21 protein-coding genes and 2 pseudogenes are annotated in these 22,559 nt (G+C 41.4%); 7 read left to right on the top strand and 16 right to left on the bottom strand.

What is annotated here, in order from left to right; genetic code table 11:
• Window positions 1-43: 43 nt before the first annotated feature.
• Window positions 44-1,354, bottom strand: coding sequence for a hypothetical protein (locus HMPREF1154_RS07410; protein ID WP_009641963.1), 1,311 nt, complete (start codon window positions 1,352-1,354; stop codon window positions 44-46).
• Window positions 1,355-1,510: 156 nt separating this feature from the next.
• Here HMPREF1154_RS07410 and rpsU point away from each other — a divergent pair, with 156 nt between their 5' ends.
• From rpsU to HMPREF1154_RS07395, 3 genes are all read left to right on the top strand, one after another.
• Window positions 1,511-1,705 (top strand): 30S ribosomal protein S21, encoded by a 195-nt coding sequence (gene rpsU, locus HMPREF1154_RS07405; protein ID WP_009642001.1) that lies wholly within the window; start codon window positions 1,511-1,513, stop codon window positions 1,703-1,705.
• Window positions 1,706-1,768: 63 nt separating this feature from the next.
• Window positions 1,769-2,266, top strand: a complete 498-nt coding sequence (locus HMPREF1154_RS07400; RefSeq protein WP_009642005.1) for a DUF6452 family protein — start codon at window positions 1,769-1,771, stop codon at window positions 2,264-2,266.
• On the top strand, window positions 2,232-2,969 hold the full coding sequence (locus HMPREF1154_RS07395) for a DUF6048 family protein (RefSeq protein ID WP_009641986.1): 738 nt from the start codon (window positions 2,232-2,234) through the stop codon (window positions 2,967-2,969). The genes HMPREF1154_RS07400 and HMPREF1154_RS07395 overlap by 35 nt, the downstream gene beginning before the upstream one ends.
• A gap of 64 nt (window positions 2,970-3,033) precedes the next feature.
• Here HMPREF1154_RS07395 and HMPREF1154_RS07390 read toward each other — a convergent pair whose 3' ends face one another.
• The 8 genes from HMPREF1154_RS07390 to pheT all read right to left on the bottom strand — a co-directional run bounded on the left by HMPREF1154_RS07390 (window position 3,034) and on the right by pheT (window position 16,034).
• Complete coding sequence (locus HMPREF1154_RS07390) at window positions 3,034-3,639, bottom strand: WbqC family protein (protein WP_009641980.1); 606 nt, start codon at window positions 3,637-3,639, stop codon at window positions 3,034-3,036.
• The gene (lepB, locus tag HMPREF1154_RS07385) at window positions 3,639-5,246 is read right to left on the bottom strand and encodes a signal peptidase I (protein WP_009641983.1); all 1,608 of its coding nucleotides are present in this window, start codon (window positions 5,244-5,246) and stop codon (window positions 3,639-3,641) included. The genes HMPREF1154_RS07390 and lepB overlap by 1 nt, the downstream gene beginning before the upstream one ends.
• Before the next feature lie 111 nt (window positions 5,247-5,357).
• Window positions 5,358-6,086, bottom strand: a complete 729-nt coding sequence (ric, locus tag HMPREF1154_RS07380) for an iron-sulfur cluster repair di-iron protein (RefSeq protein WP_009642006.1) — start codon at window positions 6,084-6,086, stop codon at window positions 5,358-5,360.
• 345 nt (window positions 6,087-6,431) lie between these two features.
• Window positions 6,432-9,218: a 2-oxoglutarate dehydrogenase E1 component gene (locus HMPREF1154_RS07375; protein ID WP_009641946.1), complete on the bottom strand. Its 2,787-nt coding sequence runs from the start codon at window positions 9,216-9,218 to the stop codon at window positions 6,432-6,434.
• Between the two features lie 437 nt (window positions 9,219-9,655).
• Window positions 9,656-10,540, bottom strand: coding sequence for a lysophospholipid acyltransferase family protein (locus HMPREF1154_RS07370; protein WP_009641960.1), 885 nt, complete (start codon window positions 10,538-10,540; stop codon window positions 9,656-9,658).
• 3 nt (window positions 10,541-10,543) lie between these two features.
• A complete protein-coding gene (locus tag HMPREF1154_RS13880; protein ID WP_009641949.1) occupies window positions 10,544-12,829 on the bottom strand; it encodes a 2-oxo acid dehydrogenase subunit E2 in 2,286 nt (761 codons plus the stop codon).
• A gap of 155 nt (window positions 12,830-12,984) precedes the next feature.
• Window positions 12,985-13,593: a recombination mediator RecR gene (gene recR / locus HMPREF1154_RS07360; protein ID WP_009641974.1), complete on the bottom strand. Its 609-nt coding sequence runs from the start codon at window positions 13,591-13,593 to the stop codon at window positions 12,985-12,987.
• 14 nt (window positions 13,594-13,607) lie between these two features.
• Window positions 13,608-16,034, bottom strand: a complete 2,427-nt coding sequence (gene pheT / locus HMPREF1154_RS07355) for a phenylalanine--tRNA ligase subunit beta (protein WP_009641952.1) — start codon at window positions 16,032-16,034, stop codon at window positions 13,608-13,610.
• A gap of 253 nt (window positions 16,035-16,287) precedes the next feature.
• Here pheT and dinB point away from each other — a divergent pair, with 253 nt between their 5' ends.
• Entirely contained in the window at window positions 16,288-17,388 is a 1,101-nt protein-coding gene (dinB, locus tag HMPREF1154_RS07350) for a DNA polymerase IV (RefSeq protein WP_009642010.1), read from the top strand.
• 20 nt (window positions 17,389-17,408) lie between these two features.
• On the opposite strand, the pseudogene HMPREF1154_RS13525 reads toward dinB, so the two are convergent.
• Window positions 17,409-17,570: pseudogene (locus HMPREF1154_RS13525) on the bottom strand (IS1595 family transposase); the annotation flags it as partial.
• Between HMPREF1154_RS13525 and HMPREF1154_RS07345 the strand changes: the two are divergent.
• Window positions 17,539-17,739, top strand: a complete 201-nt coding sequence (locus HMPREF1154_RS07345; protein WP_009642011.1) for a hypothetical protein — start codon at window positions 17,539-17,541, stop codon at window positions 17,737-17,739. The pseudogene HMPREF1154_RS13525 and the gene HMPREF1154_RS07345 sit on opposite strands and share 32 nt — an antisense overlap.
• 105 nt (window positions 17,740-17,844) lie before the next feature.
• On the opposite strand, the gene HMPREF1154_RS07340 is transcribed toward HMPREF1154_RS07345, so the two are convergent.
• On the bottom strand, window positions 17,845-18,426 hold the full coding sequence (locus HMPREF1154_RS07340; protein ID WP_009642004.1) for a hypothetical protein: 582 nt from the start codon (window positions 18,424-18,426) through the stop codon (window positions 17,845-17,847).
• The gene (locus HMPREF1154_RS07335) at window positions 18,426-18,626 is read right to left on the bottom strand and encodes a hypothetical protein (protein WP_034567111.1); all 201 of its coding nucleotides are present in this window, start codon (window positions 18,624-18,626) and stop codon (window positions 18,426-18,428) included. The genes HMPREF1154_RS07340 and HMPREF1154_RS07335 overlap by 1 nt, the downstream gene beginning before the upstream one ends.
• A gap of 306 nt (window positions 18,627-18,932) precedes the next feature.
• Between HMPREF1154_RS07335 and HMPREF1154_RS13145 the strand changes: the two genes are divergently transcribed.
• Entirely contained in the window at window positions 18,933-19,220 is a 288-nt protein-coding gene (locus tag HMPREF1154_RS13145; protein ID WP_009641979.1) for a hypothetical protein, read from the top strand.
• 90 nt (window positions 19,221-19,310) lie between these two features.
• Here HMPREF1154_RS13145 and HMPREF1154_RS07320 read toward each other — a convergent pair whose 3' ends face one another.
• The 3 genes from HMPREF1154_RS07320 to HMPREF1154_RS07310 all read right to left on the bottom strand — a co-directional run bounded on the left by HMPREF1154_RS07320 (window position 19,311) and on the right by HMPREF1154_RS07310 (window position 21,662).
• On the bottom strand, window positions 19,311-19,850 hold the full coding sequence (locus tag HMPREF1154_RS07320; protein WP_009641981.1) for a hypothetical protein: 540 nt from the start codon (window positions 19,848-19,850) through the stop codon (window positions 19,311-19,313).
• A gap of 426 nt (window positions 19,851-20,276) precedes the next feature.
• Window positions 20,277-20,549, bottom strand: a complete 273-nt coding sequence (locus tag HMPREF1154_RS13720; RefSeq protein ID WP_009642000.1) for a histone deacetylase domain protein — start codon at window positions 20,547-20,549, stop codon at window positions 20,277-20,279.
• Window positions 20,550-20,717: 168 nt separating this feature from the next.
• Window positions 20,718-21,662 (bottom strand): WG repeat-containing protein, encoded by a 945-nt coding sequence (locus HMPREF1154_RS07310; RefSeq protein WP_009642007.1) that lies wholly within the window; start codon window positions 21,660-21,662, stop codon window positions 20,718-20,720.
• A 186-nt stretch (window positions 21,663-21,848) separates the two neighbouring features.
• Between HMPREF1154_RS07310 and HMPREF1154_RS13715 the strand changes: the two genes are divergently transcribed.
• Window positions 21,849-22,205 (top strand): hypothetical protein, encoded by a 357-nt coding sequence (locus tag HMPREF1154_RS13715; protein WP_083846545.1) that lies wholly within the window; start codon window positions 21,849-21,851, stop codon window positions 22,203-22,205.
• A 112-nt stretch (window positions 22,206-22,317) separates the two neighbouring features.
• Here HMPREF1154_RS13715 and HMPREF1154_RS13125 read toward each other — a convergent pair.
• Window positions 22,318-22,476, bottom strand: a pseudogene (locus HMPREF1154_RS13125) (IS1595 family transposase); the annotation flags it as partial.
• Between the last annotated feature and the right edge of the window lie 83 nt (window positions 22,477-22,559).

Raw genomic sequence — 22,559 nt, 5'->3', positions numbered from 1 at the left:
CACAAAAATAAGAATTATTATCAAATCTTACAAGCAAATAATCTTATTTTCGAGTGATAACGACCGCTTGTGTAGGCGTTACCCCATTGATCTTATCCCCTATTCCATAGAAAGTATAAGCAAATGGCTGTGCTCCTACGCATTCTTTGATAAAAGACTGAAATTCTTTGTCCGTCCATTCAAAATGGTGATCCTCATGTCGTCTGCTTTCCTCCCCTTCTTCAAAGTAATAGGAGTTAAAACGGCTATCAGGCGTGGTGATGACAAGCTTATGGAAGTTCAGCGATAAGCACTTCTTAACCAAAGCAGCTGCTTGGGCAGGGGTATTGTGTTCTATAACCTCTGTGAGTATGATATTTACAGGCTCTTTGTACTGAAAATCGTCCCATGAGGTAAAGAAATAGAGGTTATCGGCTTCCATACGTTCCTTGAGAATGGTCACATGAGCTGCTACTTCTGGATCGGTATCTGTAGCAAAATAAGGGTATTGATAGTTGTAGTTCCTTCGCATAAAACGACGGTAGTACTTCAGCTCTCCACAACCGATGTCCAAGATAGGGTAATCCATACCCAGCTCATTGACAATAAAGTTCATACGGCTTCCGTGGGTATCGGCAAACTGGAAATCTATATCCATACCACGCTGCTTGAAATAGGCTTCAAATAGGGGCTTGATCTCGGCAAATTGGCGTTCGCTCTTTATCGCCCTTTTGATAAAGAGATAGAACACAAAATAAGGCACCTGTTCTATATTGGTTAGAATACGTGCATATTTCTGGGCAAAATGGTCATCTATATAGGTATATTCCCCATAGGTATTGGTAATATGAGTAGCCACCGCTACAAAACTCAAAAGGTTCATAGCCTCAAATACGTTCTTGCCTTCTATTGTTAGCGAAAGGTTGTTCCCTATTAGGGGTGTTGCATGTATATTCTTGAAATAACGCTCCAATAGAAAATGCCCTTGAGCATACCAATTAGAGTTGGCATATAGGTTCTTAACCTCTATCCTACAAGGGTAGGTGTCCACTTCACCGCGGGACTTACCTAACCACTTGATTTCCTGCTGCAAGTAGGTTTGCCGCTCTTGTAGGAGTTCTTTGAAAAACTCATTACAGATATGTAGCACCACCAAGGGGGTGCTATAGCTTTGAAAATCAATCTGGTTACTTTCCTCTGGCAAATAGCTATAGCGGGTATCTTGGAAAAGCACATCGTACTGATGAGCGGAAACGGCATTACCCACAAGCTGCCCATTGCGCAGAGCCTTGGCATAGATCCCAAAGTCGGTATGTGGGTTCTTATTGAGCAAGTCTAAAAGCTGGGGATTTTCAGAGTGTATTTGTAAAATCATAGGACAATTATTTCTGTTTTGCTTTGCAAAGGTACTTATTAATTGCGCAATGTTTTTGCGTGATGAAAAATTTTATCGTTTTTTTCACAATAGCGCTTGTGGGTACAAAAAATTGTTGTATCTTTGCCCCCGTAAACGAAAGGAGGTGTTATTACTATGCTTATTATACCAGTAAAAGAAGGAGAAAATATAGACAGAGCCCTTAAGCGCTACAAAAGAAAATTTGACCGCGTAGGGATTGTAAAGGAGCTTCGTGCACGTCAGCACTTCAGTAAGCCCTCTGTGCTTCGCCGTAATGTAATCCAAAGAGCGGAGTTCATCCAACGTCTAAGAGATGCAGAAGAAATATAATATTCTTCCTCTAAAAGAAAAGTCCCTGTTTTGCAGGGATTTTTTCGTATAATTTGAACTGATATGAAAAATATTTTATACTTATTGTTAGTGCTCTTCCTTGCAGGCTGCGAGAACGACGACATCTGTGCCGATGAGGTGCTCACCCCACGCCTTATCATTCGGGTGCATGACAAGACTACCCCACGCCGTACCAAAACCGTCAATAATCTTCTGGTCATGGGCAAAGACCGCCACCAAATCATTCAGCCCATCGCCACTACTGATTCCCTTGTATTGCCCCTGAAACTAACCTCTGGTGAGACTTCCTTCCTCTTGGCCAAGGACGCGGTCATTGATAGCACGGGCGTCTTAGTCAGTGGAAGCGTAAGCGAACTGAAGATCACAGCTACTCCCTCTCAAGAGTTCCTCAGTAAGGGGTGTGGCTATAGGGTTACCTATAATGACCTCTCCGCTACTTTCTCCTCCGTAGATGGCTATACCTCTTGGGTGGAGCGTGTACATGTACTTTTTAGAAAATTAGACAATGAAAAGAAAGCCAGTATTCATATTTTTTATTAGCCTGCTGCTCTCTATCTGTGGCTTTGCGCAAGAGCAAAAGCCTCAAGAGAAAGCCGCCCCAACTCCTACTCAAGCCAGCCAAAAACACTACCAGCACTATGGCTTGCGTATAGGGGCTGATATCTCCAAACTCGTACGTACCTTTACCGATAAGAACTATGAAGGACTGGAACTAGTGGGTGACTACCGCTTGAATGATCGCTATTATATAGCTGGAGAAATAGGCAAGGAATACAAGAATAGCACCACCAACTACTTTGATTTTGCTACCCGTGGCGAATATATCAAATTGGGATTTGATTATAATTCCTATACCAACTGGTATGGAATGGAGAATATGATCTACTTCGGGGCACGCTATGGCTTTTCTTCTTTTAGTCAAGAGGTATCCCGCTATAACCTGCATACCCTATACAATATCTATTGGAATGAATCGCTCAGTGGCAGCCAAAGCGACCTGCTGACTACCTACCACGGACGTACTGCCCACTGGTTAGAGGGTATTTTAGGAATCAAAGTAGAACTCTTCAAACACTTCTATGCAGGGGCTTCTGTGCGCTTTAGCCTACTGCTCTACAACAAGAAAAGCGACCAATTCCCCAACTTCTGGATTCCAGGGATACAACGTGTATGGGAAGGTAGCTCCTTTGGTATCAACTACAACTACACCCTAACCTATATGATTCCACTCTTTAAAAAGTGACTAACGACTAGTGACTAGTGACAAATAGTTCATTAGTCACTTGTCACTTGTTACTTGTTACTTGTCACTTGTCACTTGTCATTGATCTATTTCCTTCATGGAAAAGCAAGTCCAATATGCTAAGATTGGGGATAAAACCATGTTTATCTGAGAATATCTGATAATAAGGCGCTTGATTTACCTCATAGGACGCTTTGGCATTGGTCAAATAGCGATAGTCTGTCACCCCTTCGTAAGTAGGCTGATAAGTGGTAGTTTGCTCCCAACTCACCTCTATATGGAGGCAATCCAGTACCGCCTCTATAGTACGGAGGTTTAAGTCCAAAAGGAATGTGTGCTTTTGGGTAAATATAGGGAGGATCTTATCTTCATAGTACTCAAAGTAAGGAGAGGTGCGATAAGCCGTCTGTAGGGTCTTCCAGTGGAGTTTCTGCCAAGCCACTTGGTTATCCACCCGCACGTCCTTATAGAGCTGACGACCTGTCTCGCCACCTGTATGTAGGATAGGCACCGTGAGTATCTGCTTGCCATTAGCCCCATAGATATAGGTGCGATTGCGGTAGGTCTGCTTCTGGTAGTTGTCCGATACCTCCAAGAGGCAAGGCTCCTTTACCAAAAGCGAAAAAGAGGCAATCGTCGGGAAATAAGTAGGGTGTAATAATGCCTTCATTATGATTTCTTTACCTTTGCTTTTCCTTTATATTTCTTCTTATAGACCTCGTAACCAATATAGCCAAGTACTCCTAAGCCCAATACCCAATAGAAGTAAGAAACAGGCTCTCCTTCCCCATTGACGGTAGTAAAGAGACGGCTCCAGCGAATCTTGTCAAGCCCTGATGCATTGCTATCCCAGCTCATCCATACCAATACAGGTTTGCCCACCACATGGTCAAAAGGCACAAAGCCCCAGTAGCGGCTGTCCTCGGAGTTATGGCGGTTATCCCCCATCATCCAATAGTAATCTTGACGGAAAGTATAGGAAGTGGCTTTTTGTCCATTGATAAGGATATCATTACCTTGTGTTTGTAGCGTATTCCCTTCGTATTCAGCTATGATACGTTGGTATAGAGGAAGGTTTTCTTGGGTAAGCTGTACAGTTTTGCCTTCCGCTGGGATTTCCACTGGACCAAAATTATCCTCACTCCATGCAAAACGCTCGTTATGTGGGAAAATAGCCTTGTTATACTGCTTCAGTGCTACTATTTTGGTTACTTTCTCTATATGTGGGAGTTGTCCTATCTTCTGAGCTACCTCCTCCGTTGCTGATTGTACCACAAATTGGTTATCCGCACTAAACCCAGAGGCATCGGTAATGGCAAAGTTCTGGAATAAGAAGACGGGCAATAGCTGTTCAGGGGTGTATTGGCTACCATAAAGGCTTACCAAATAGCTCCTAAACTCAGCATCGGTATCTACTGTATAGGAGGTTTGCAACTTAGCTCTTACGGGATAAACCTCCTTCTTGCCATTGATATAGACATCTCCATCGCGTATCTCAAAGGTATCACCTGCCACAGCCACGGCTCTTTTCACATAGTGGGATTTCTTATCCACTGGCTTATAAGCATGGATTCCTGAAGGATCACGGAAGAAACGTACTGTATCGGTAGGCCAGTTGAAGACCACTATATCATTGCGCTTGATCTTCTGCAAGGCGGGCAAGCGCAAATAAGGCAACTGAAGCTTAGAGCAGTAAGACTTCACCCCTGCCAAAGGAATGGTATCATGCACCATAGGAGCTGCCATAGGCGTCATAGGCAAGCGTGCCCCATAGTGGAACTTGCTTACAAAAAGGAAATCCCCTACCAAAAGGGTCTTTTCGAGCGAAGAGGTCGGTATGGTATAAGGTTGAATAAAATACGCATGTATGGTAGAGGCCGCCACCACTGCATAGATGATTCCACTAAGCCAAGAGGGCACATTGTCAGCTATGACCGCCTCACTCTTACCTATATATTGGGTTTTAGGCTGATACATCACATAGGCTATGAAAAGTCCTAAAGTAACTACTGCCAGAAGGGTATAGCGTTTTTGGCGATAGCCAAATACATGTAGCCATTCATAGGCCAAGACAATGGCCATAATATTGCCTATCACTGGTAGGTAAACCAAGAAAATCCACCACCAAGGACGCTCAATAATCTTCAGTAGAATCAGCATATTCCATACAGGAACAAAGGCTTGCCACCCTTTGTAGCCTGCCTTCTGATAACCCTTCCATAAAAAAAGTCCTTGCAGGAGTTGAACTCCTAAAAACACTATAAGATAAGTCAACATACAATATTTGTTTTTAGCGCACAAAGATAGTATTATTTATGCTCTTACGCAAAAAAACTACTTAGAAATTTTCCAAGTAGTTTTTTGCTTAAATTAAATTGCTATGAGTTATTAAGCGGTTTTCTCTCTCAATTTCTTCTCTAAAGCAATAGCTTTAGGGAATAACACATTGTTTTCCAAGTGGATATGACGATGTAAGTCATTCTCAAACTCTTCTAGCATAGCCAAAGTAACTCTGTAGGTGTTGCATGCATCGGCAGGAGGGGTATAGCCGTCGGTAAGGGCAGCAATCTTAGCAAAGCGGTCTCCCTCTATGGTGTGGTCATGCTTCATCATCTCAATAGGGTTCTCCACGGTACCGAAGTGAGTGGGTTCAAGTGGTTCGCCTGTTTGTGAAGCCTTTACGAGCTTTTCTATAAAGGGGAACAATACGCGTTCTTCTTTTTGGAAATGCTCTGCTAAGTCATGAGCGCTTTCGTTAAAGAGTTGGTTTACTTCAAAGAGTTCAGGGTGTCTGTCACCATGTACCTTGCATAGCTTATCCAAAAACTGGATCAAAGTAGGGGTTTTCTCCCTTACATATTCGTGATGTATTTTCACAATATAGTTAGCCAATAAGTCCAAAGGCCAGCTACTTACATCTACCGCATCACCTTTGCCTGAAGGAAGGGAAGAAAGCTCTTCAATAAGTTCTTTCTTAGTTACATCCTTCTTTTCGCAGGCTTCATCTATAGTTCTACCTCCGCGGCAGCAGAAGTCTATTCCGTGTTTTTTAAAGATAGCAGCAGTACGAAAGTCATCTGCTACAATCTCTCCAATTGTTTTATTAGTAAAATCCATTATTTAATTTTTTTCTGAGTGCAAAGATATAAATTATTTTCGAACAATCATGCTAAAAAATATTTAAAAGTCTTTTTTTAACTTTTCTCACACTTTTATAAAATATAATCAGCTAAAAAACAATAATATATAAATAGTATACTATTACAAATTAACTAATAATAACACATTTATCTCCTCTTTGAAATAAAATAAACACGAACAAGAGCAGAAGTCAGTGGACAGGGGGGAGAAAGTAAAAAGTAAAAAATAAAAAGTAAAAGGTCTGAGTAGTACTCTTACCTTTTACTTTTTACTTTATCAAGTACCATTATTAGTCACTTGTCACTATTGACTTGTCATTTGTCACTTATTAAAGACTTTGTCAATAGCCTCTTGGTGACGAGCTTTATGGCGCTTAGGACTACCTGGGGCTGGAGCGGAGTAGGCATTCATAGCCGCCAATCTCCATGGCACTAAGTCAAAGTTCATAAGCATATAGCCATAAGCACCCATGTTCTTAGGATCTTCTTGTGCCCATACATAGTCAGTTACTTTAGGATAACGAGCTATTACTTCTTTGAGTTGTTCTACAGGAAGCGGGAAGAGCTGCTCGATACGTACTAGAGCTACATCTTTTCTATCTAATTTCTCACGTTCTGCAAGCAAATCGTAATAGAAACGTCCTGAACAGAATACAAGGGTAGTTACCTCTTCTGGATTTACATGAGTGTCATCCAAAACTTCTTGGAAATGACCACTAACCAATTCATCCACAGAAGAAATCACCAAGGGGTGACGAAGCAAGCTCTTAGGAGAAAGGGCAATCAGTGGCTTTCTAAAAGGTGCCTTGAGCTGGCGACGTAGCAAGTGGTATATGTTGGCTGGTGTAGTACAGTTGGTTACATACATATTCTGGGTAGCACATAGCTGTAAGTAGCGTTCCAAGCGAGCAGAGGAGTGCTCGGCTCCTTGTCCTTCATATCCGTGAGGCAAGAGCATCACCAATCCACTCTGGTTCTTCCACTTATCTTCGCCACAACAGATATATTGATCCATCATGATCTGCCCTCCATTGGCAAAATCACCAAATTGTGCTTCCCAAATGGTCAAGGTATTAGGTGCTGTAAGAGAATAGCCGTACTCAAATCCCAATACACCATATTCGGAAAGTAAGGAGTTATATACATGGAGCTTGCCTCCTCCCTGTGCAGTAATATAAGTAAGTGGTAGGATTTCCTCTTCGGTCTCTTCTGCCTTTACTACCGCATGACGATGAGAGAAAGTACCACGACCTACATCTTCCCCAGAGAGGCGTACATTATACCCCTCGGAAAGGAGAGTAGCAAAAGCCAAGTGCTCGGCCAATCCCCAATCTACTTTCTGTTGTTCAAAATAGATGCTTTGGCGATCCTTGATAATCTTAGAAATCTTATTGATAAACTTCTTATCCTCTGGTAGTGCAGTAATTAGCGCTGCTAATTCGTCCAATTTGTTTTTATCAAAAGAGGTATCTACCCTTTGAAGCATCTCTTGAGCAGAGGCAATATGGTCAAAGCCTTGCCACTCGTTCTGCATAATTGGCTGAATAATAGTCAGTTCCTTCTTACGTGATGCTTCCAATTCTCCGTCCAAGTAGTTGCGGTATTGTTCTTCGTAGGCCTCTATTTCCTTGGCAGTAACAACCCCTTCTTGGACGAGCTTCTCGGTATAGATAACTGTAGGGTTGTGGTGACTTCCTATAAGTTTGTACAATACAGGTTGGGTAAAGCGTGGTTCGTCCCCCTCATTATGACCATATTTGCGGTAACCTACCAAATCCAAGAATACATCATGACCGAAAGCCATACGATATTCTAAGGCTAAAAGTACTGCATGTACCACTGCCTCAGTATCATCGGAATTAACATGTATAATAGGTGCTTGGAAGCCTTTGGCTATATCAGTACAATAAGTAGTAGAACGAGAGTCAAAAGGATTGGTAGTAAAACCTATTTGGTTGTTAATCACTATATGAATAGTTCCTGCTGTCCTATAACCACGTAGGCGCTCCATTTGCATCACCTCATATACAATACCTTGTCCTGCCACGGCTGCATCCCCATGCATTACAATAGGCAATACTTGAGATGGATTTTGGGCATAGTGGTTATCCTGCTTAGCGCGAGTAATTCCTTGTAAAACAGCACTCACGGTTTCCAAGTGAGAAGGGTTAGGCGCCAAGTTAAGCAATACTTCCTGCCCTTTGGCTGTTTTGCGCAAGGTAGTAAGTCCCAAGTGATACTTCACATCTCCGTCAAACTCAGGATTAGGGTAATCCTTACCGTCAAACTCGGAGAAAACATCCTGAAGGTTCTTACCCAAGATATTCACCAGTACATTAAGACGACCACGGTGTGCCATACCTATTACGACCTCCTTGACGCCTTTGCGGTCTGCCGCTGTTTCTATCAGGGCATCCAAAGCAGGGATTAAGGCCTCATTCCCCTCCAAGGAGAAACGTTTTTGGCCTACATATTTATTATGGAAAAAGTTCTCTAAAGCAGTAGATTCTGCTAATTTCTGTAAGATACGTACTTTTTCTTCCTTAGAGAAAGTAGCCGTATAGTCGCCCGTATATATTTTTTCTTGGAACCATTTTTTAGCCTCTGCATTGTCTAGATGCTCAAACTCTATACCTACATTCTTGGTAAAGGTATCCTCTAATTTTTTAAGAATAACAGAAAGTGGAGAAGCTGGTAAGTACAACTCCTTGGCTGCCTCAAAGACTGTAGAAAGGTCTGACTGAGAAAGACCAAATTTCTCTAAAGGGAAAGCCACCTGAGCATTGCGTACCCTAAGGGGATCTATCTGAGCCAAGAGGTGTCCTTGTTGTTGGTAGGCCTTAATAAGGTTCAACACTCTCAATTCTTTCTCTACCTTATCCGATACAGGCACAGAAACCACTTGGGGGGTAGCCACCTGAGGAGCTGGCTCAGAAGAGAGGGTTACTTCCTCAAAGAAATCCTCCCCATAGCTCTCACGAGCAAAATCAAATCCTTGGAAAAACGCACGCCAACTGGCCTCTACCGAGTCGGGATTCTCCAAATACTGGTCATACAAATCTGCAAAAAACTGAGTGTTTGCAGCATTAAGAAAAGAATATTTATCCATAAAGAATATCAATTTTATGATGAAAATTTCTATCGTTGATATTATGGACAAAGATACAAAAAAATAATGAGAAAACCAGTATTTTTCATTAGTTTTTTTTCTCTGGCAAGTAGCGAGTGACGAGTGACTAACGACTAGTGATTAGTGATTAGTGATTAGTAGTTAGTGGTTAGTGGTTAGCATATGCTGGCGCGAGCTTGCAGCTCGTGTCATCCGAAGATTGTATAGTCCGATTTGTTAAAACGCAATAAATTTCATCTCTATGGAAGACTACGCTCATCCTTCACTTTTCACTTTTCACTTTTCACTTTTAACTCTTCACTTTTCACTCTTCACTTTTCACTTTTCACTTTTCACTTTTCACTCTTCACTTTTCACTCTTCACTTTTCACTCTTCACTCTTCACTTTTCACTTTTCACTCTTCACTTTTCACTTTTCACTTTTCACTTTTCACTTCCTTTGCGTGCTTGAATCGATTATGTGTCCATAGGTAATACTCTGGAGCACGGCGTATCTGGGCTTCAAGTAGTTGGGTAAAAGTATCGGTGATTTCATGAGCTATAGTATCGGCAGGGGCTTCGGTGATAGGAACGAAAGTTGCTACATAATACCCTCTGCGCTTTTTCTGTATATCACAGAATACCACGGGGATATTGAACTGCTTGGCAATACGCTCAGCTCCTGTAAATACAGGTACTTCCACTCCCATAAAGGTACGCCAATAAGCCTTGGTTGGCGAGGGTGACTGGTCACTAGCTAGACCATAAGCACAGCGTACTCCCTCATGCTGTAAGCGGCGAATTTCCTCTATAGCTTTGTAGCGGGAGATAAGATAGCTGTGGAACTTCTCCCTAAGCCTACGTACAAAACGATCAAAATACTTATTGGTAATAGGTGTATAGAGCGCATAGGAAGTATGAGGAATCTGAGCGGCCAAGGAAAGCAGCCATTCATAGCTGTTGTAGTGTCCACACATGATGATGACACTCTGTCCCTTATGGTAATAGTCCTCCAACAGCTCCTTGTTGGTATAGGTCATACGCTCTTGCATTTGCGCCTGAGAGAGTCCCATGGTTCTTACCATTTCCAAGAAAATATCACAGAAATGATGATAGAAAGCCGCCTCTATCTGCTTGATTTCAGCAAGAGGTTTTTCAGGGAAGGCCAAGCAAAGGTTACGCCTTACCACCTTTTTGCGATAGCCTATCAGTCTATAAATAAGAAAGCATATCCCATCCGATAGCCCATAGAGCAACCTATCGGGTAGGTGTGCTATAAGCCATAGGAAGGGATAAGCTACATAAAATACAAGGCCTTGCATGGGCTATATTTCTCGGTTGACATCCCACTGTTCGAGGTACTTGGCTACTCGCTGTACAAACATGCCTCCGAGTGCTCCATTGACCACTCTATGGTCAAAACTGTGGGAGAGCATAAGCTTATAACGAATCGCAATCACATCACCTTCGGGTGTTTCTACCACCGCAGGCACCTTCTGTATGGCACCGATGGCCAAGATACCCACTTGAGGTTGGTTGAGAATAGGCGTACCAAAGAGATTGCCAAAAGCCCCTATATTGGTTACTGTGTAAGTACCCTCTTTTACCTCATCAGGTTTAAGCTTATTCTCACGAGCACGCTTGGCCAAGTCATTCACATTCTTGGCTAGGCCTACCAAACTAAGTTGATCTGCGTTCTTAATCACAGGGACAATAAGGTCTCCGTTAGGCAAAGCGGTAGCCATACCTATATTGATTTGTTTCTTCTTGAAGATACGTTCACCGTCGGTAGAGATGTTCATCAGAGGGAAATCACGCAAGGCTTTAGCCACTGCCTCAATAAAGATAGGGGTAAAGGTGAGTTTCTCTCCTTCACGAGATTCGAAAGCCTTTTTGTGCTTATTACGCCAGTTCCAAATACGGGTAACATCTACCTCTATGAAGCTGGTAGCATGGGCAGATACGCGCTTGCTCTCTATCATATAGTTAGCGATGAGCTTGCCCATACGGGTCATCTCAATCACCTCTACATTCTTATCCACTGGCGAAGGAGTATAGGTAGTGCTTGCCACCACTGGTTTTTCCTCTGGCTTGTCCTGAGGCACTTCCAAGGTGATGGGTGTAGGTTCTATAGTAATAGGTTGCGGTTGTTTTTCAGGTGTTTCTTCAGTCACTGGTTTTTCAGCCACAGGAGTTTCTTTAGGGTGTGTTGCCTCAAAGTTTTTGATAAAGTCAGAGATATCAGGATATTTCACTTCCTGTACTTCTGTCTTTTCTTGCTGTGCTGCTGGCGCAGGGGCTTCTTCTTGCGCTACTACTGGCGCAGGAACTTCTTCTTGCGCTACTACTGGCGCAGGAACTTCTTCTTGCGCTACTACTGGCGCAGGAACTTCTTCTTGTGCTACTACTGGCGCAGGCGCTTCTTCTTGTGCTACTACTGGCGCAGGTGCTTCTTGCTGTGCTACTACTGGCGTAGGGGCTTCTTCTTGCGCTACTACTGGTGCAGGAGTTGGCTCTTGGGAGTCTTTTTTAGCTGCTTCTTTCTGTTGCATAAGGAGTTCTATGGCAGAAAGTCCATCAGCAGGCTGTGATTCAACCGCTACTGGAGCTGGCTGAGATTCAACCACTGGAGCAGACTGTGACTCGGCTACTGGAGCAGGCTGAGATTCAGCTACAGCAGCCACTGAGAAAGGAGATCCTCCGAGTTTGTTATCTATAAGTGCTACATCGGTAATCTGAGTAGTTAGCTCGGTTGTCGTAGGCAAGGCCAAAGAGGTTGCTTCTGTTGTAGCAACGGTTGGCTCAGATACAGGTGTAGGTGCAGATGCTGTTGGTGTAGGTGTAGAGGCAACTACTGACACAGGAGTAGTAGCCGTTTTATTTCTTCTTTCCAAATAGCGCAATAGGTCATGCTTAGTTACGCGGCCATCTATGCCTGAGCCTTCAATAGCAGCCAACTCGTCCATAGAGATATTTTCCTCCTTGGCAATGGTCTTTACCAGCGGAGAATAGAATGGTTCGTTTGTTTCCTCTTGGGAAGTTTCAGGCAGTACCACTGGCGTTTGTGGTACATAAGGCACCTGAGCGGCAACGGTTTCCTCCTCTTGAGGGAGCACTGGTTCCTTTTCTGTAGGGGGTGCTAGTACCTCTTCTGTAGGGGTTGCTGGCACCTCTTGGATAGGAGGTACAATGGGTGCTGCCACCTCTTCTGTAGGGAGTGCTGGTACCTCTTGGATAGGAGGTACAGCAGGTGCTGCCACTGTAGGTTGTGGGGGGAGTTCCAACTCTATAGGTTGTGAAGGTATCTCTTCTATAGGGAGGATAGGTTGTGGTGTTTCACTGAGGAGTTCTACTTGGATTTCGTCCTCCTGCTCTGTCTCTATAATAGCCATGACTTGGCCTACCTTCACCACTGATTTTACTGGGGTCAAGATTTCCTTAATTACTCCCGATACTTCACTGGGAATCTCGGAATCCACCTTATCAGTAGCTACCTCTACCAAGATATCATCTACTTTAATGGTATCTCCTACGTTTTTGAGCCAAGAAGAGACTATTGCCTCCTCTACACTTTCTCCCATTTGAGGTAATTTCAGTTCGTATCTTGCCATTTTTTTAATTGTTATTGGTTATTGATTAGTTGTTAGTGATTAGTGATTAGTAGCTAGTGATTAGTGATTAGTGATTAGTAACTAGCTGCTGACTTCTGACTTCTGACTACTAACAACTGACTACTGTCTTCTGACCTCTGACTACTAACAACTGACTATTGTACTTGAAACGGTATGCGATGGAGGATACTTCTTCCGAGGGTTACCTCATCGGTATATTCCAGTTCGTCTCCTACGGAGATCCCCCGCGCAATGGTAGAGGTAGTAACGTCCAATCCTTCTAATTGCCTATATATATAAAAGTTGGTCGTATCCCCTTCCATGGTATTGCTTAGCGCAAAGATAATTTCCTTGACGCCTCCTTCCTTTACTTTCTTAACTAAGGAAGCTATATTTAGCTGGTTCGGCCCTACTCCGTCTATAGGGGAAATCTTTCCCCCTAGGACATGATAGAGGCCATTATATTGTCCTGTATGTTCTATGGCCATCACATCGCGTACATCTTCCACTACACAGAGCAGCGAGGCATCACGATGAATATTGGCACAGATGTCACAAATCTCGGTATCGGATATGTTATGACAATTTTTGCAATAAGTAACCTCATTACGCAGCTTAAGTAAAGCGCTCGCCAAGTGCTCCGTCTGAGCATTGGGTTGCTTGAGCAAATGGAGTGCCAAGCGCAAGGCTGTTCGCTTACCTATGCCTGGAAGCAGTGCGATCTCATAGACCACATTTTCCAATAATTTGGAAGAAAAATCCATATAGTTTTACTCTTTTAAGAACGTAATTGAGCGCCCGTTTGCTTCTTGAAAGCCTCTACCAGAGCCGCCATTGTTTTATCTATCTGCTTGTCAGTAAGGGTCTTATTGTTGTCTTGTAATATAAAACTCATCGCATAGCTCTTCTTGCCCTTAGGCAACTTATCCCCTTGATATACGTCAAAGAGGGCTACCTTTTTGAGCAACTCTTTTTCTGTCTGCAAGGCAATGCTATGGAGTGTCTCAAAAGACACTTCACTATCCAAGAGCAAAGCTAAGTCGCGGCGTACCTCTGGATACTTAGGAATCTCTCGGTATTTCACCTCTTTGGAGAGGTTGGCCAAGAGGTGATCCCACAGAATATCGGCATAGAACACCTGTTGTTTTATATCAAAATGCTGTAATATGTTGTTTTTCACTACTCCTAAGGACGCCACAGGTGTTTGACCGATCCATAAGGTGATTCCTTCCTGATAGATAGCTTCCTGGGAAGGTGTTTCTTTGAGGTCAGTGATCCCTAAGCGGTCAAATATTGCCTTGACATAGCCCTTTAGGTAGTAGAAATTGGTCTTTTCTTGCGGTGCATTCCATGTCTCTGGGTATATATTCCCTGATAGGAAAAGACTTAGATGCTTAGGTTCGGTATAGCTCTCCCCTATCTTGTGGTAAGTCTTGCCAAACTCAAACAAAGACAAGTCCGTACGCTTGCGGTTGTTGTTGTAAGCGATGGTTTCCAGTCCTGAAAAGAGCATACTCTGTCGCATCACGGCCAAGTCTTGGCTCAGTGGATTGAGTATTTGCACTGTCTGAGCTGCACTGATATCAGCTGATAGCTCCTGGTAAGCTACCAAAGTAAGGCTGTTGTTCATCATCTCATAGAAACCTTGTCCCACCAGCTGGTTAGCAATCACATTCTGTACATTGAAGTCCTCATATCGGCTAGCGTGTGCCATGGAGGCACTCACCTTGGAGGAGAACTCTATATTGTTATAGCCATACACACGGAGGATTTCCTCTATCACGTCCACATCACGCTCTACATCCACCCTGTAGGAAGGTACGGTAAGCCCCATACCTATCTCAGTAAGGCTATTGATTTGAATATCCAAGGAGTGTAATATACTCTTAATCACATCGCGTGGAATCACCTGACCGATGAGGCTATCTATCTTCTCGTAGGTGAGGAATACCTGAAAATCCTCTTGTTTTTTAGGATACCAATCCACCACATCGGAAGAGATTTCACCTCCTGCTATCTTCTTGATCATGATAGCAGCCCTTAGCAACGCATACTTACAATCATCTATATTGATACCACGTTCAAAACGGAAAGACGCATCAGTAGAGATACCATGTCGCTTAGCTGTCTTACGTATGGCTACAGGATTGAAATAAGCACTCTCTAAGAAGATATGAGTGGTGTCCTGTCCCACCCCTGAGTTAGTGCCTCCCAATACCCCTGCCAAGCATAGGGGTTTGTCTGCATCGCAGATAACTAAGTCCTCTGCCGAGAGGCTGCGATCTACGCCGTCCAAGGTTTGGAATTTCTCTCCTTCAGCGGCATTGCGTACAATAATCTTCTTGCCAGCGATACGCAAGGCATCAAAGGCATGTAGCGGCTGTCCCAAGTCATGGAGTACATAGTTGGTAATATCCACTACATTGTTCTTAGGGGTAATGCCTATAGCTCTGAGTCTTTGCTGTAGCCAATCAGGCGAAGGCGCTACCTTGACATTGGAGATGCTCACCCCACAATAGCGAGGCGCTAACTCCTTGTTATCCACCAGTACATCTATCTTAAGCAAGCGGTTATCCACGAAGAAATCCGTTACCGAAGGGGTAATAATCTCCTTGTTGATTCCCTGTTGCAACAATCCTGCTCTAAGGTCTCGAGCTACCCCTAAGTGGCTCATGGCATCAGCACGGTTGGGGGTAAGGCCTATTTCAAAGACCGTATCGGATACCACACTGAATACCTCACTACAAGGTTTCCCTACAGGCAAAGCGCTGTCCAAGACCATGATTCCCTCGTGAGAGTTGCCCAAGCCAAGTTCGTCTTCGGCACAAATCATCCCATGACTCTCCTCTCCGCGGATTTTGCCTTTCTTAATCTTAAAGGGTTCGCCCTCTTTGTCATAAAGGGTTGTCCCGATGGTTGCCACGGCCACTTTCTGACCTTTGGCTACATTGGGCGCCCCGCATACGATAGGCAGGACGACTCCCTCTCCTACTTGAACCTTGGTAAGGCTGAGTTTGTCCGCATTGGGGTGCTTGGTACATTCGAGTACCTCGCCTACAACGACCCCTTTTAGACCTCCTTTTACACTCTCGTAAGCGGAGATACCTTCCACCTCTAGGCCTAAATCTGTAAGGAGTTCGCCTACTTTTTCTGCCGGTAAGTCTATCCTGAGAAAGTCTTTAATCCAATTATATGAGATTTTCATAAGATGATTGCTGTGTTTTGAAGTTGCAAAATTACTATATTTTATTGTAATGAGAAAATTTTTTTTGAAGAAGTTACCTTTGAGATAGGTAATAGGTTAGCGCACTGGCTTAACCACTCAAAAAAGGACACCTTTTTTCTTGGCTGGGCATGAGGTTATTTCATTTCTTGCCCTGCAAAGATACGATTTTCAAAGAATAAAGTCAATAGAAAATGAGGGGAAAATCTAACAAAAAATCACTACCTTTGCCCTTGTGGAACGCAAGATTATTCATATTGATATGGATGCTTTCTTTGCCTCGGTAGAGCAGCATGACGACCCTTGGCTCAAGGGGAAGGCGATTGCCGTGGGGGGCGAAGGAGCACGCGGAGTGGTCGCTGCCGCTAGCTATGAGGCGCGCCGTTATGGGGTGCGTAGTGCTATGGCGGGGACTACAGCGCGACAGTTGTGTCCGCAGCTTATCTTTGTCAAACCGCGCTTTGAGCGGTATCGGGAGATTTCTATGCAGATTCGCACTATTTTCTACGAATATACCGACCTAGTGGAACCGCTTTCCTTGGACGAGGCTTACCTGGATGTCACCACCAACAAGATGGATATGCCCTCGGCTACCCTTATCGCCCAGCAAATACGTGCTAAAATATTTGAGCAAACGGGACTTACCGCCTCGGCAGGTATCTCCATCAATAAGTTCATTGCTAAGATCGCCAGCGATTACAACAAGCCTAATGGCCAGAAGACGGTACCTCCGGAGGAGGTGCTGGACTTCTTAGCCCAATTGGACATCAAAAAGTTCTATGGTATAGGCAAGGTAACCGCCCAAAAGATGTACCAAAAAGGAATCTTTACAGGTGCTGACCTGCGTGCCAAGACTCTTGAGGAGTTACAGGAATATTTTGGTAACAATGGCGAATACTTCTACCAAATAGCCCGCGGCATACACCTAAGCCCTGTACAGCCTTTCCGCTTGGTCAAGTCCATCGGAGTGGAACATACTTTTGAGACAAATATCTCCAGTGAGATCTTTATGGAGGAACCTCTTAAGAAACTATGTGAGGAGGTCGCCCAGCGATTGGCTAAGAAGCAACTACTGGCCAAGACCGTTACACTCAAGCTCAAGTACAGTGATTTCAAGCAACAAACCCGCAGCCGTACCCTCATTGACTTTGTGGGGGATAGTGCCACTATCTATCAGGTGATCAGCGAGCTGCTCTATCAGGAGCGATTACGGGAATCAGTACGGCTCTTAGGGGTGTCACTCAGCCACTTCAACTACCCTTCTGAAGAAGGACAACCCCAGTGGGTACAGCTACAATTTGAGTTTCCTCCTTGGGAGGAATACCCTAAGCGATAATTTATTTTTGAGGTGTCTATTTAGCTACATACTAATTGACTTTGGGAAACGGGAGAACATTCTACAATTCTTTCCATTAATTTGTTAAAGATAGTGTTCTTATTTTGTGAGCGATTAATCCTAAAACTGTATTCCGCTAAATATCGGTCTATGTTAAATTCTGATACCCAAGAATATATACCTCAAATCCTCTCCTTCACCGATACCAACAGCAACGACACCACCAAAGAACAGGTAGAAGCCAATTATCGCCAGATAAAGTTAGATGTCATTGAAATCATTGAACGCGAAAAAGAACGCATCACCAACGACCCTGAGCTAAGGCATTTGGTAGAGAAGGAGGAAAATTAAGAATGAAGTCTTCCAATATTTAGAGAACTACATTGAATACCTTAGTAGATCTATTATTAATTACTTAAGTAAGCTTTATGTGGTTTTTCCGATTTTGTCTTTTATTTAAATTTTGTTAGTTTTTTCATCTGCTTTCTCTAATTCTCTTTTAATATTCTCAGGAAACCAAGGTAATATAGGATTTTTTATAAATTTTTCAAATATTACATCAGGAACTAAAAGCTCCTTAGAAATCCTGTTTTCTTCTAAGAAATTCATAAAATCATTCCTATCTTCAAAAAGCAATATATGCTTCATTTTTGTATCATACACAAAATATAACACAGGTATAATCTTATCAAAATATTCCATTTCGCGAACAACCCCATATATGTAAATATCTGATATATTAAAACTATCTATAGGACTAAGATAATTTGTACCAAGTTCTATGCTATCCTTAGTTTTATAAAATATGTCACTTTCAGGATAGAAAATCCATTGACCTTCTGCCATATGTTTATGCAAAAGGAGGGGTTCTAACAATGGAATTACCTGCCCATTGCCGTCTACCGTTTCCCAATAAAATGGAGGAATCCCCATTTTCTGATATTGGTTTTCAGGGAATAACGCTTCTAATATTTTATTCTTTGTATTTGTATTACAAGATGATAGGACAACAACAATAATAAATAAAAATTTCTTCATTAAAATAATTCTAAAAGAGGTACCATTCTATTATATTCATCAATTTCCATAAGTTTTCGATTATCAGAATCTTGCTTTTCTTTAATTCTTTTCATAATCTCTATTAATTTGGGGTTATATATTACTCTACTCCATTTTCCATTTATCTTCAAGAGATCATTTCCTCCTACAAGATCATGGTATAAAAAACCTGTAATCATACATATGGTATTATAAGCATCACTTCTATTTTTAGGAGAGGCTCTTAAGTCAAATATATCACTAAATGAATAATTTACTATTATATTTCCATCTTTTTTTACTGATACTTGAACTTTTAAAGTTATACTTCTTAAAGCTGTTTAAACTTTTTCCTATAATAAAGTAAAAGTTCCCGAAAATTAGTAATTTTGTGTTTGAAAAAAAAAGAACACCAAAATTCAGCAACTTTGGGCAAAGATACAATAAATAATTGAATTATTCCCTTTTTAAGTGTAGGAAAAAGAGAATTTAAAAGTAATTTTGATTTGGCTTCAATATTTTTATTGATTCTCAAGAGGTTAAAAACAGGGGTACAATGGAGAGAACTTCCAATTGAGAGCTATTTTGAAAAAGGAGAATCTACAGGCTATCAAGCAAGAAAAAAATCCGTAACCACAAATAGCATTTTTTTGTGTGATAATAAAGGGCAAATGATAGCAAATGGTTGGCTTGACGGATATAAAGGTTTGATAATGAGATATGAGTATCTTGATGTAACTTGGATTGGAATGCTTTTATTAGGGTTTATCTCCAAGTTCCTCAAAAAAGTTTAAACACGTTTGTTGTGTATTTCTAAAAAATGTTGATTTTATAAGATAAAATTCTAAAATAGAGGGTTGGGATTTTTACTGCATAATCTGGGATTAATAATCTTTTAGAAACGCTTTTATATCTTTCTCTTTTATTAATGGTATAAATACTTTAAGACGTCCTTCTAATTTTTTCTTGTTGTCCTTAGTCGTAAAAATAGGTTCTTTTTCATCTATATCACTATAATTAAAATATTTGACATCTATTAGACCTTCCTTTTTATCAGAGTCATTTTTTGATAGCAATATATATTCTTTTCCAACATATATGTAGAGTTTTTGATATTTACCTTTATAGTAGTATTTCACTAAGTTAATTTTATTTTTCACTACAAGGTTACCCTCTTCAAAGAAAGCTTTGTAATACTCGTCTTTATTTACAATAACTTTATACTTTCCTCTTAAAGGTTCTTTTGTACGTTTATCGATTCTTATATAATCGTACAGACTTGAAATACATTTGGCAGGAATAGCTTTTTCAACAATCTCTATATCTTTATTGTCTATTTTATTTATAAATAACTGACTATATAGATTCTGAGATATAAAAAAAGTAAATACTATTAAACCGAGTGTTTTTGTTGTCTTATTCATTATCAATTGGTTTTAAATCAGAGTCTTTTATCATTGAAGTTGTTTAAACTTTTTCTTATAATAAAATAAAAGTTCCTAAAAATTAGTAATTTTGTGTTTGAGAAAAAACACCAAAATTCAGGAACTTTGGGCAAAGATACAATAAATAATTGGATTATTCCCTTTTTAAGTGTAGAAAAAAGAGGCTCATACTATTACAATCACAATTATCAATACAACCCCACACTTTGGAAAAGTTTTATTTATGTGGGCGTTTGCAGCACATACCCAGCTATCGCTGGCTTTCCTACATAACATATTCTAAAAGTAATTGATTGTCAGGTTTATAGACTTTGGCAAAGGTGTGAGCCACACGGGCAATTAAGGACTTTGCGAGAGTGTAGCGACTCACCTGAAACCTATTCCCTGAAACCTGAAACCTGACACCTAATTATAAATACCACTCACTATGGCAAAGGTTTGGGTGTGTGCTCGTAAAATAGAGGTGAGTTGTGGGGAATACCCTCCTCCCATTGAGCATTGTACGGGCAGGTGATACCGATGACACGTTTCAAAAACAAGGCGATCACGTTCACCGCAACCTTCTACGGTAAGCGATAACTCACCTAACTTATCGGTTGCCAGCACATCTACCCCTGCTTGATAAAACACAAAATCGGGTTGATGGGCTTCTATGAGCTGTGGCAAAATGTTGCGCAATATATCTAAAATTGTACAAAGCCAATGGGTAGCGCTTCTTTATGTGAAAGTGTTAAGTGTAAGAAATTGTGTAAGTAAAGTTGCGTATGCACCAAAGCCGCTGTAGCTTGTGTAGCTTTTTCGGGCACTGGATGATTGTATAATGGGTGATAGGCGATGTACATTAGGTTAGGGGTAAAATAATTTGTGTGTTTTGTAGTATTCGGGGATGTATTCACAGCCTTCTATGCAATTGCCTAAGGAATCTAACAGAAAGCAGGTCTCGATAGTGGTTTCTTTGGTAGGGAAAATACGCATTGCATCATCGCCTAATAGATTGATGACGTAAAAATCAATAGGGATAACGGTTTTTCTGTTGAAGTCGATAATGCCCTCTTTACCGTCTTTTACTACACGGATATATTTCAGGTCGGAATCTTCCACTTCATCATAGATAAAAGGGATGATAACTTTGTTATTTTTATCGATATAGCCCCATTTGCCATTTTTCTTTGCGGCACAATAGTCGTCCGTAAAAAAATCATCTAATTCATCATACGCAAAGGGAATTATTACTGTCCCTTCGGTGTTGATATAGCCCCATTTGCCGCCTTTCTTTACTAAACACAAAGTTGGAGAAAGCCATTTTCCTTGATGAAAAGCTTCGGCTTCATCATAGATAAAGGGAAGTTCTTCTTCTGCATCTCTGTTGATAAAATCTCTGTTGATAAATCCCCACTTATCACCTTTTTTCACGGCTGCCATTGAGCCTGAGAATGTTTTGGCGCCATCGTAGATAAAAGGGATAACCACAGCTCCGTTTTCGTCTAAATAGCCGTATTTACCGTCTTTTTTAGCCCAAAGCCAATCCAAATTAAGGGATACACCACTTTCTATATCTTCATATTCAACGGGAATAAGCACTTTGCCATTGTGGTCTACCAAGCCAAATTTATGGTTCTTTCTTACTTTTACAACGCTATTTTCGCAGAGGGGCTCTACCCAATCATAATTAGCTTTCCAACTTTCAGAAGGTATTGGTGGTACATCATTGATTTTCTTATCAGTTGTGGGGGACTGACATCCGAGAAAATTTAGAGATAAAAATAAGGAAAACAAGACTATATGTTTCATTTACCAAAAGAATTAATTGCGAGCCTAAGTGTAAATCCTTCGAAAACGGGATTTTCTCTAAAAGCAACAGCATAACCTATTTTAGCATCAACAAAATTGAAAACCGAAAGTCCTATATGAGGTTCTATAGCGTGGGTGTTGATAGCGAAACCTCCACCTAAAAGGAGCACACAAAATTCAGGAACTTTGGGCAAAGATACAATAAATAAATGGATTATTTCCTTTTTAAGTGTAGGAAAAAGAGGATTTAAAAGTAATTTTGATTTAGCTTCAATATTTTTATTGATTCCCCCCGCTGGCGCAAGCTTGCAGCTTGTGCCAATTCACAATTCAAAATTCAAAATTTCCTTTGCCGCCAGCACTCTCACCCATCCATCCCATTACTCCCATTGCTCCCATAATCGCCCGTGTGGCTCACACCCCCGCTGGCGCAAGCTTGCAGCTTGTGCCCAATTCAAAATTCATAATTCAAAATTCAAATTCCCCTCGCACTATTTAGAGCACATTATAGGTTTTAAAAACGCTTTTCTCTATGGCGGGTAAAAGGAAATAGTAGGGCAGTTCTTTTGTATTGTATTGATTGTTAATCTGTTGGGATTTTAACAACACATTTGATACATTACCCACCTCAAAAAACATATTTTGAGGCGTCTATTTAGCTACATACTAATTGACTTTGGGAAACGGGAGAACGTTCTACAATTCTTTTCATTAATTTGTTAAAGATAGTATCTTTATTTTGTGAGCGATTAATTCTAAAACTGTATTCCGCTAAATATCGGTCTATGTTAAATTCTGATACCCAAGAATATATATCTCATAGCTTCAACCTTGTTTTCCTTCCTCTTTTCCTCCTATGGTAAATTCATCAACCTAAACGCTATCATTCATTTTGTG

Origin of the sequence: Capnocytophaga sp. CM59 (genome assembly GCF_000293175.1) — a bacterium.
GTDB lineage: Bacteria > Bacteroidota > Bacteroidia > Flavobacteriales > Flavobacteriaceae > Capnocytophaga > Capnocytophaga granulosa.
The sequence above is the reverse complement of the archived record's forward strand: the minus strand, read 5'-3'. Positions and strand labels throughout refer to the sequence as shown.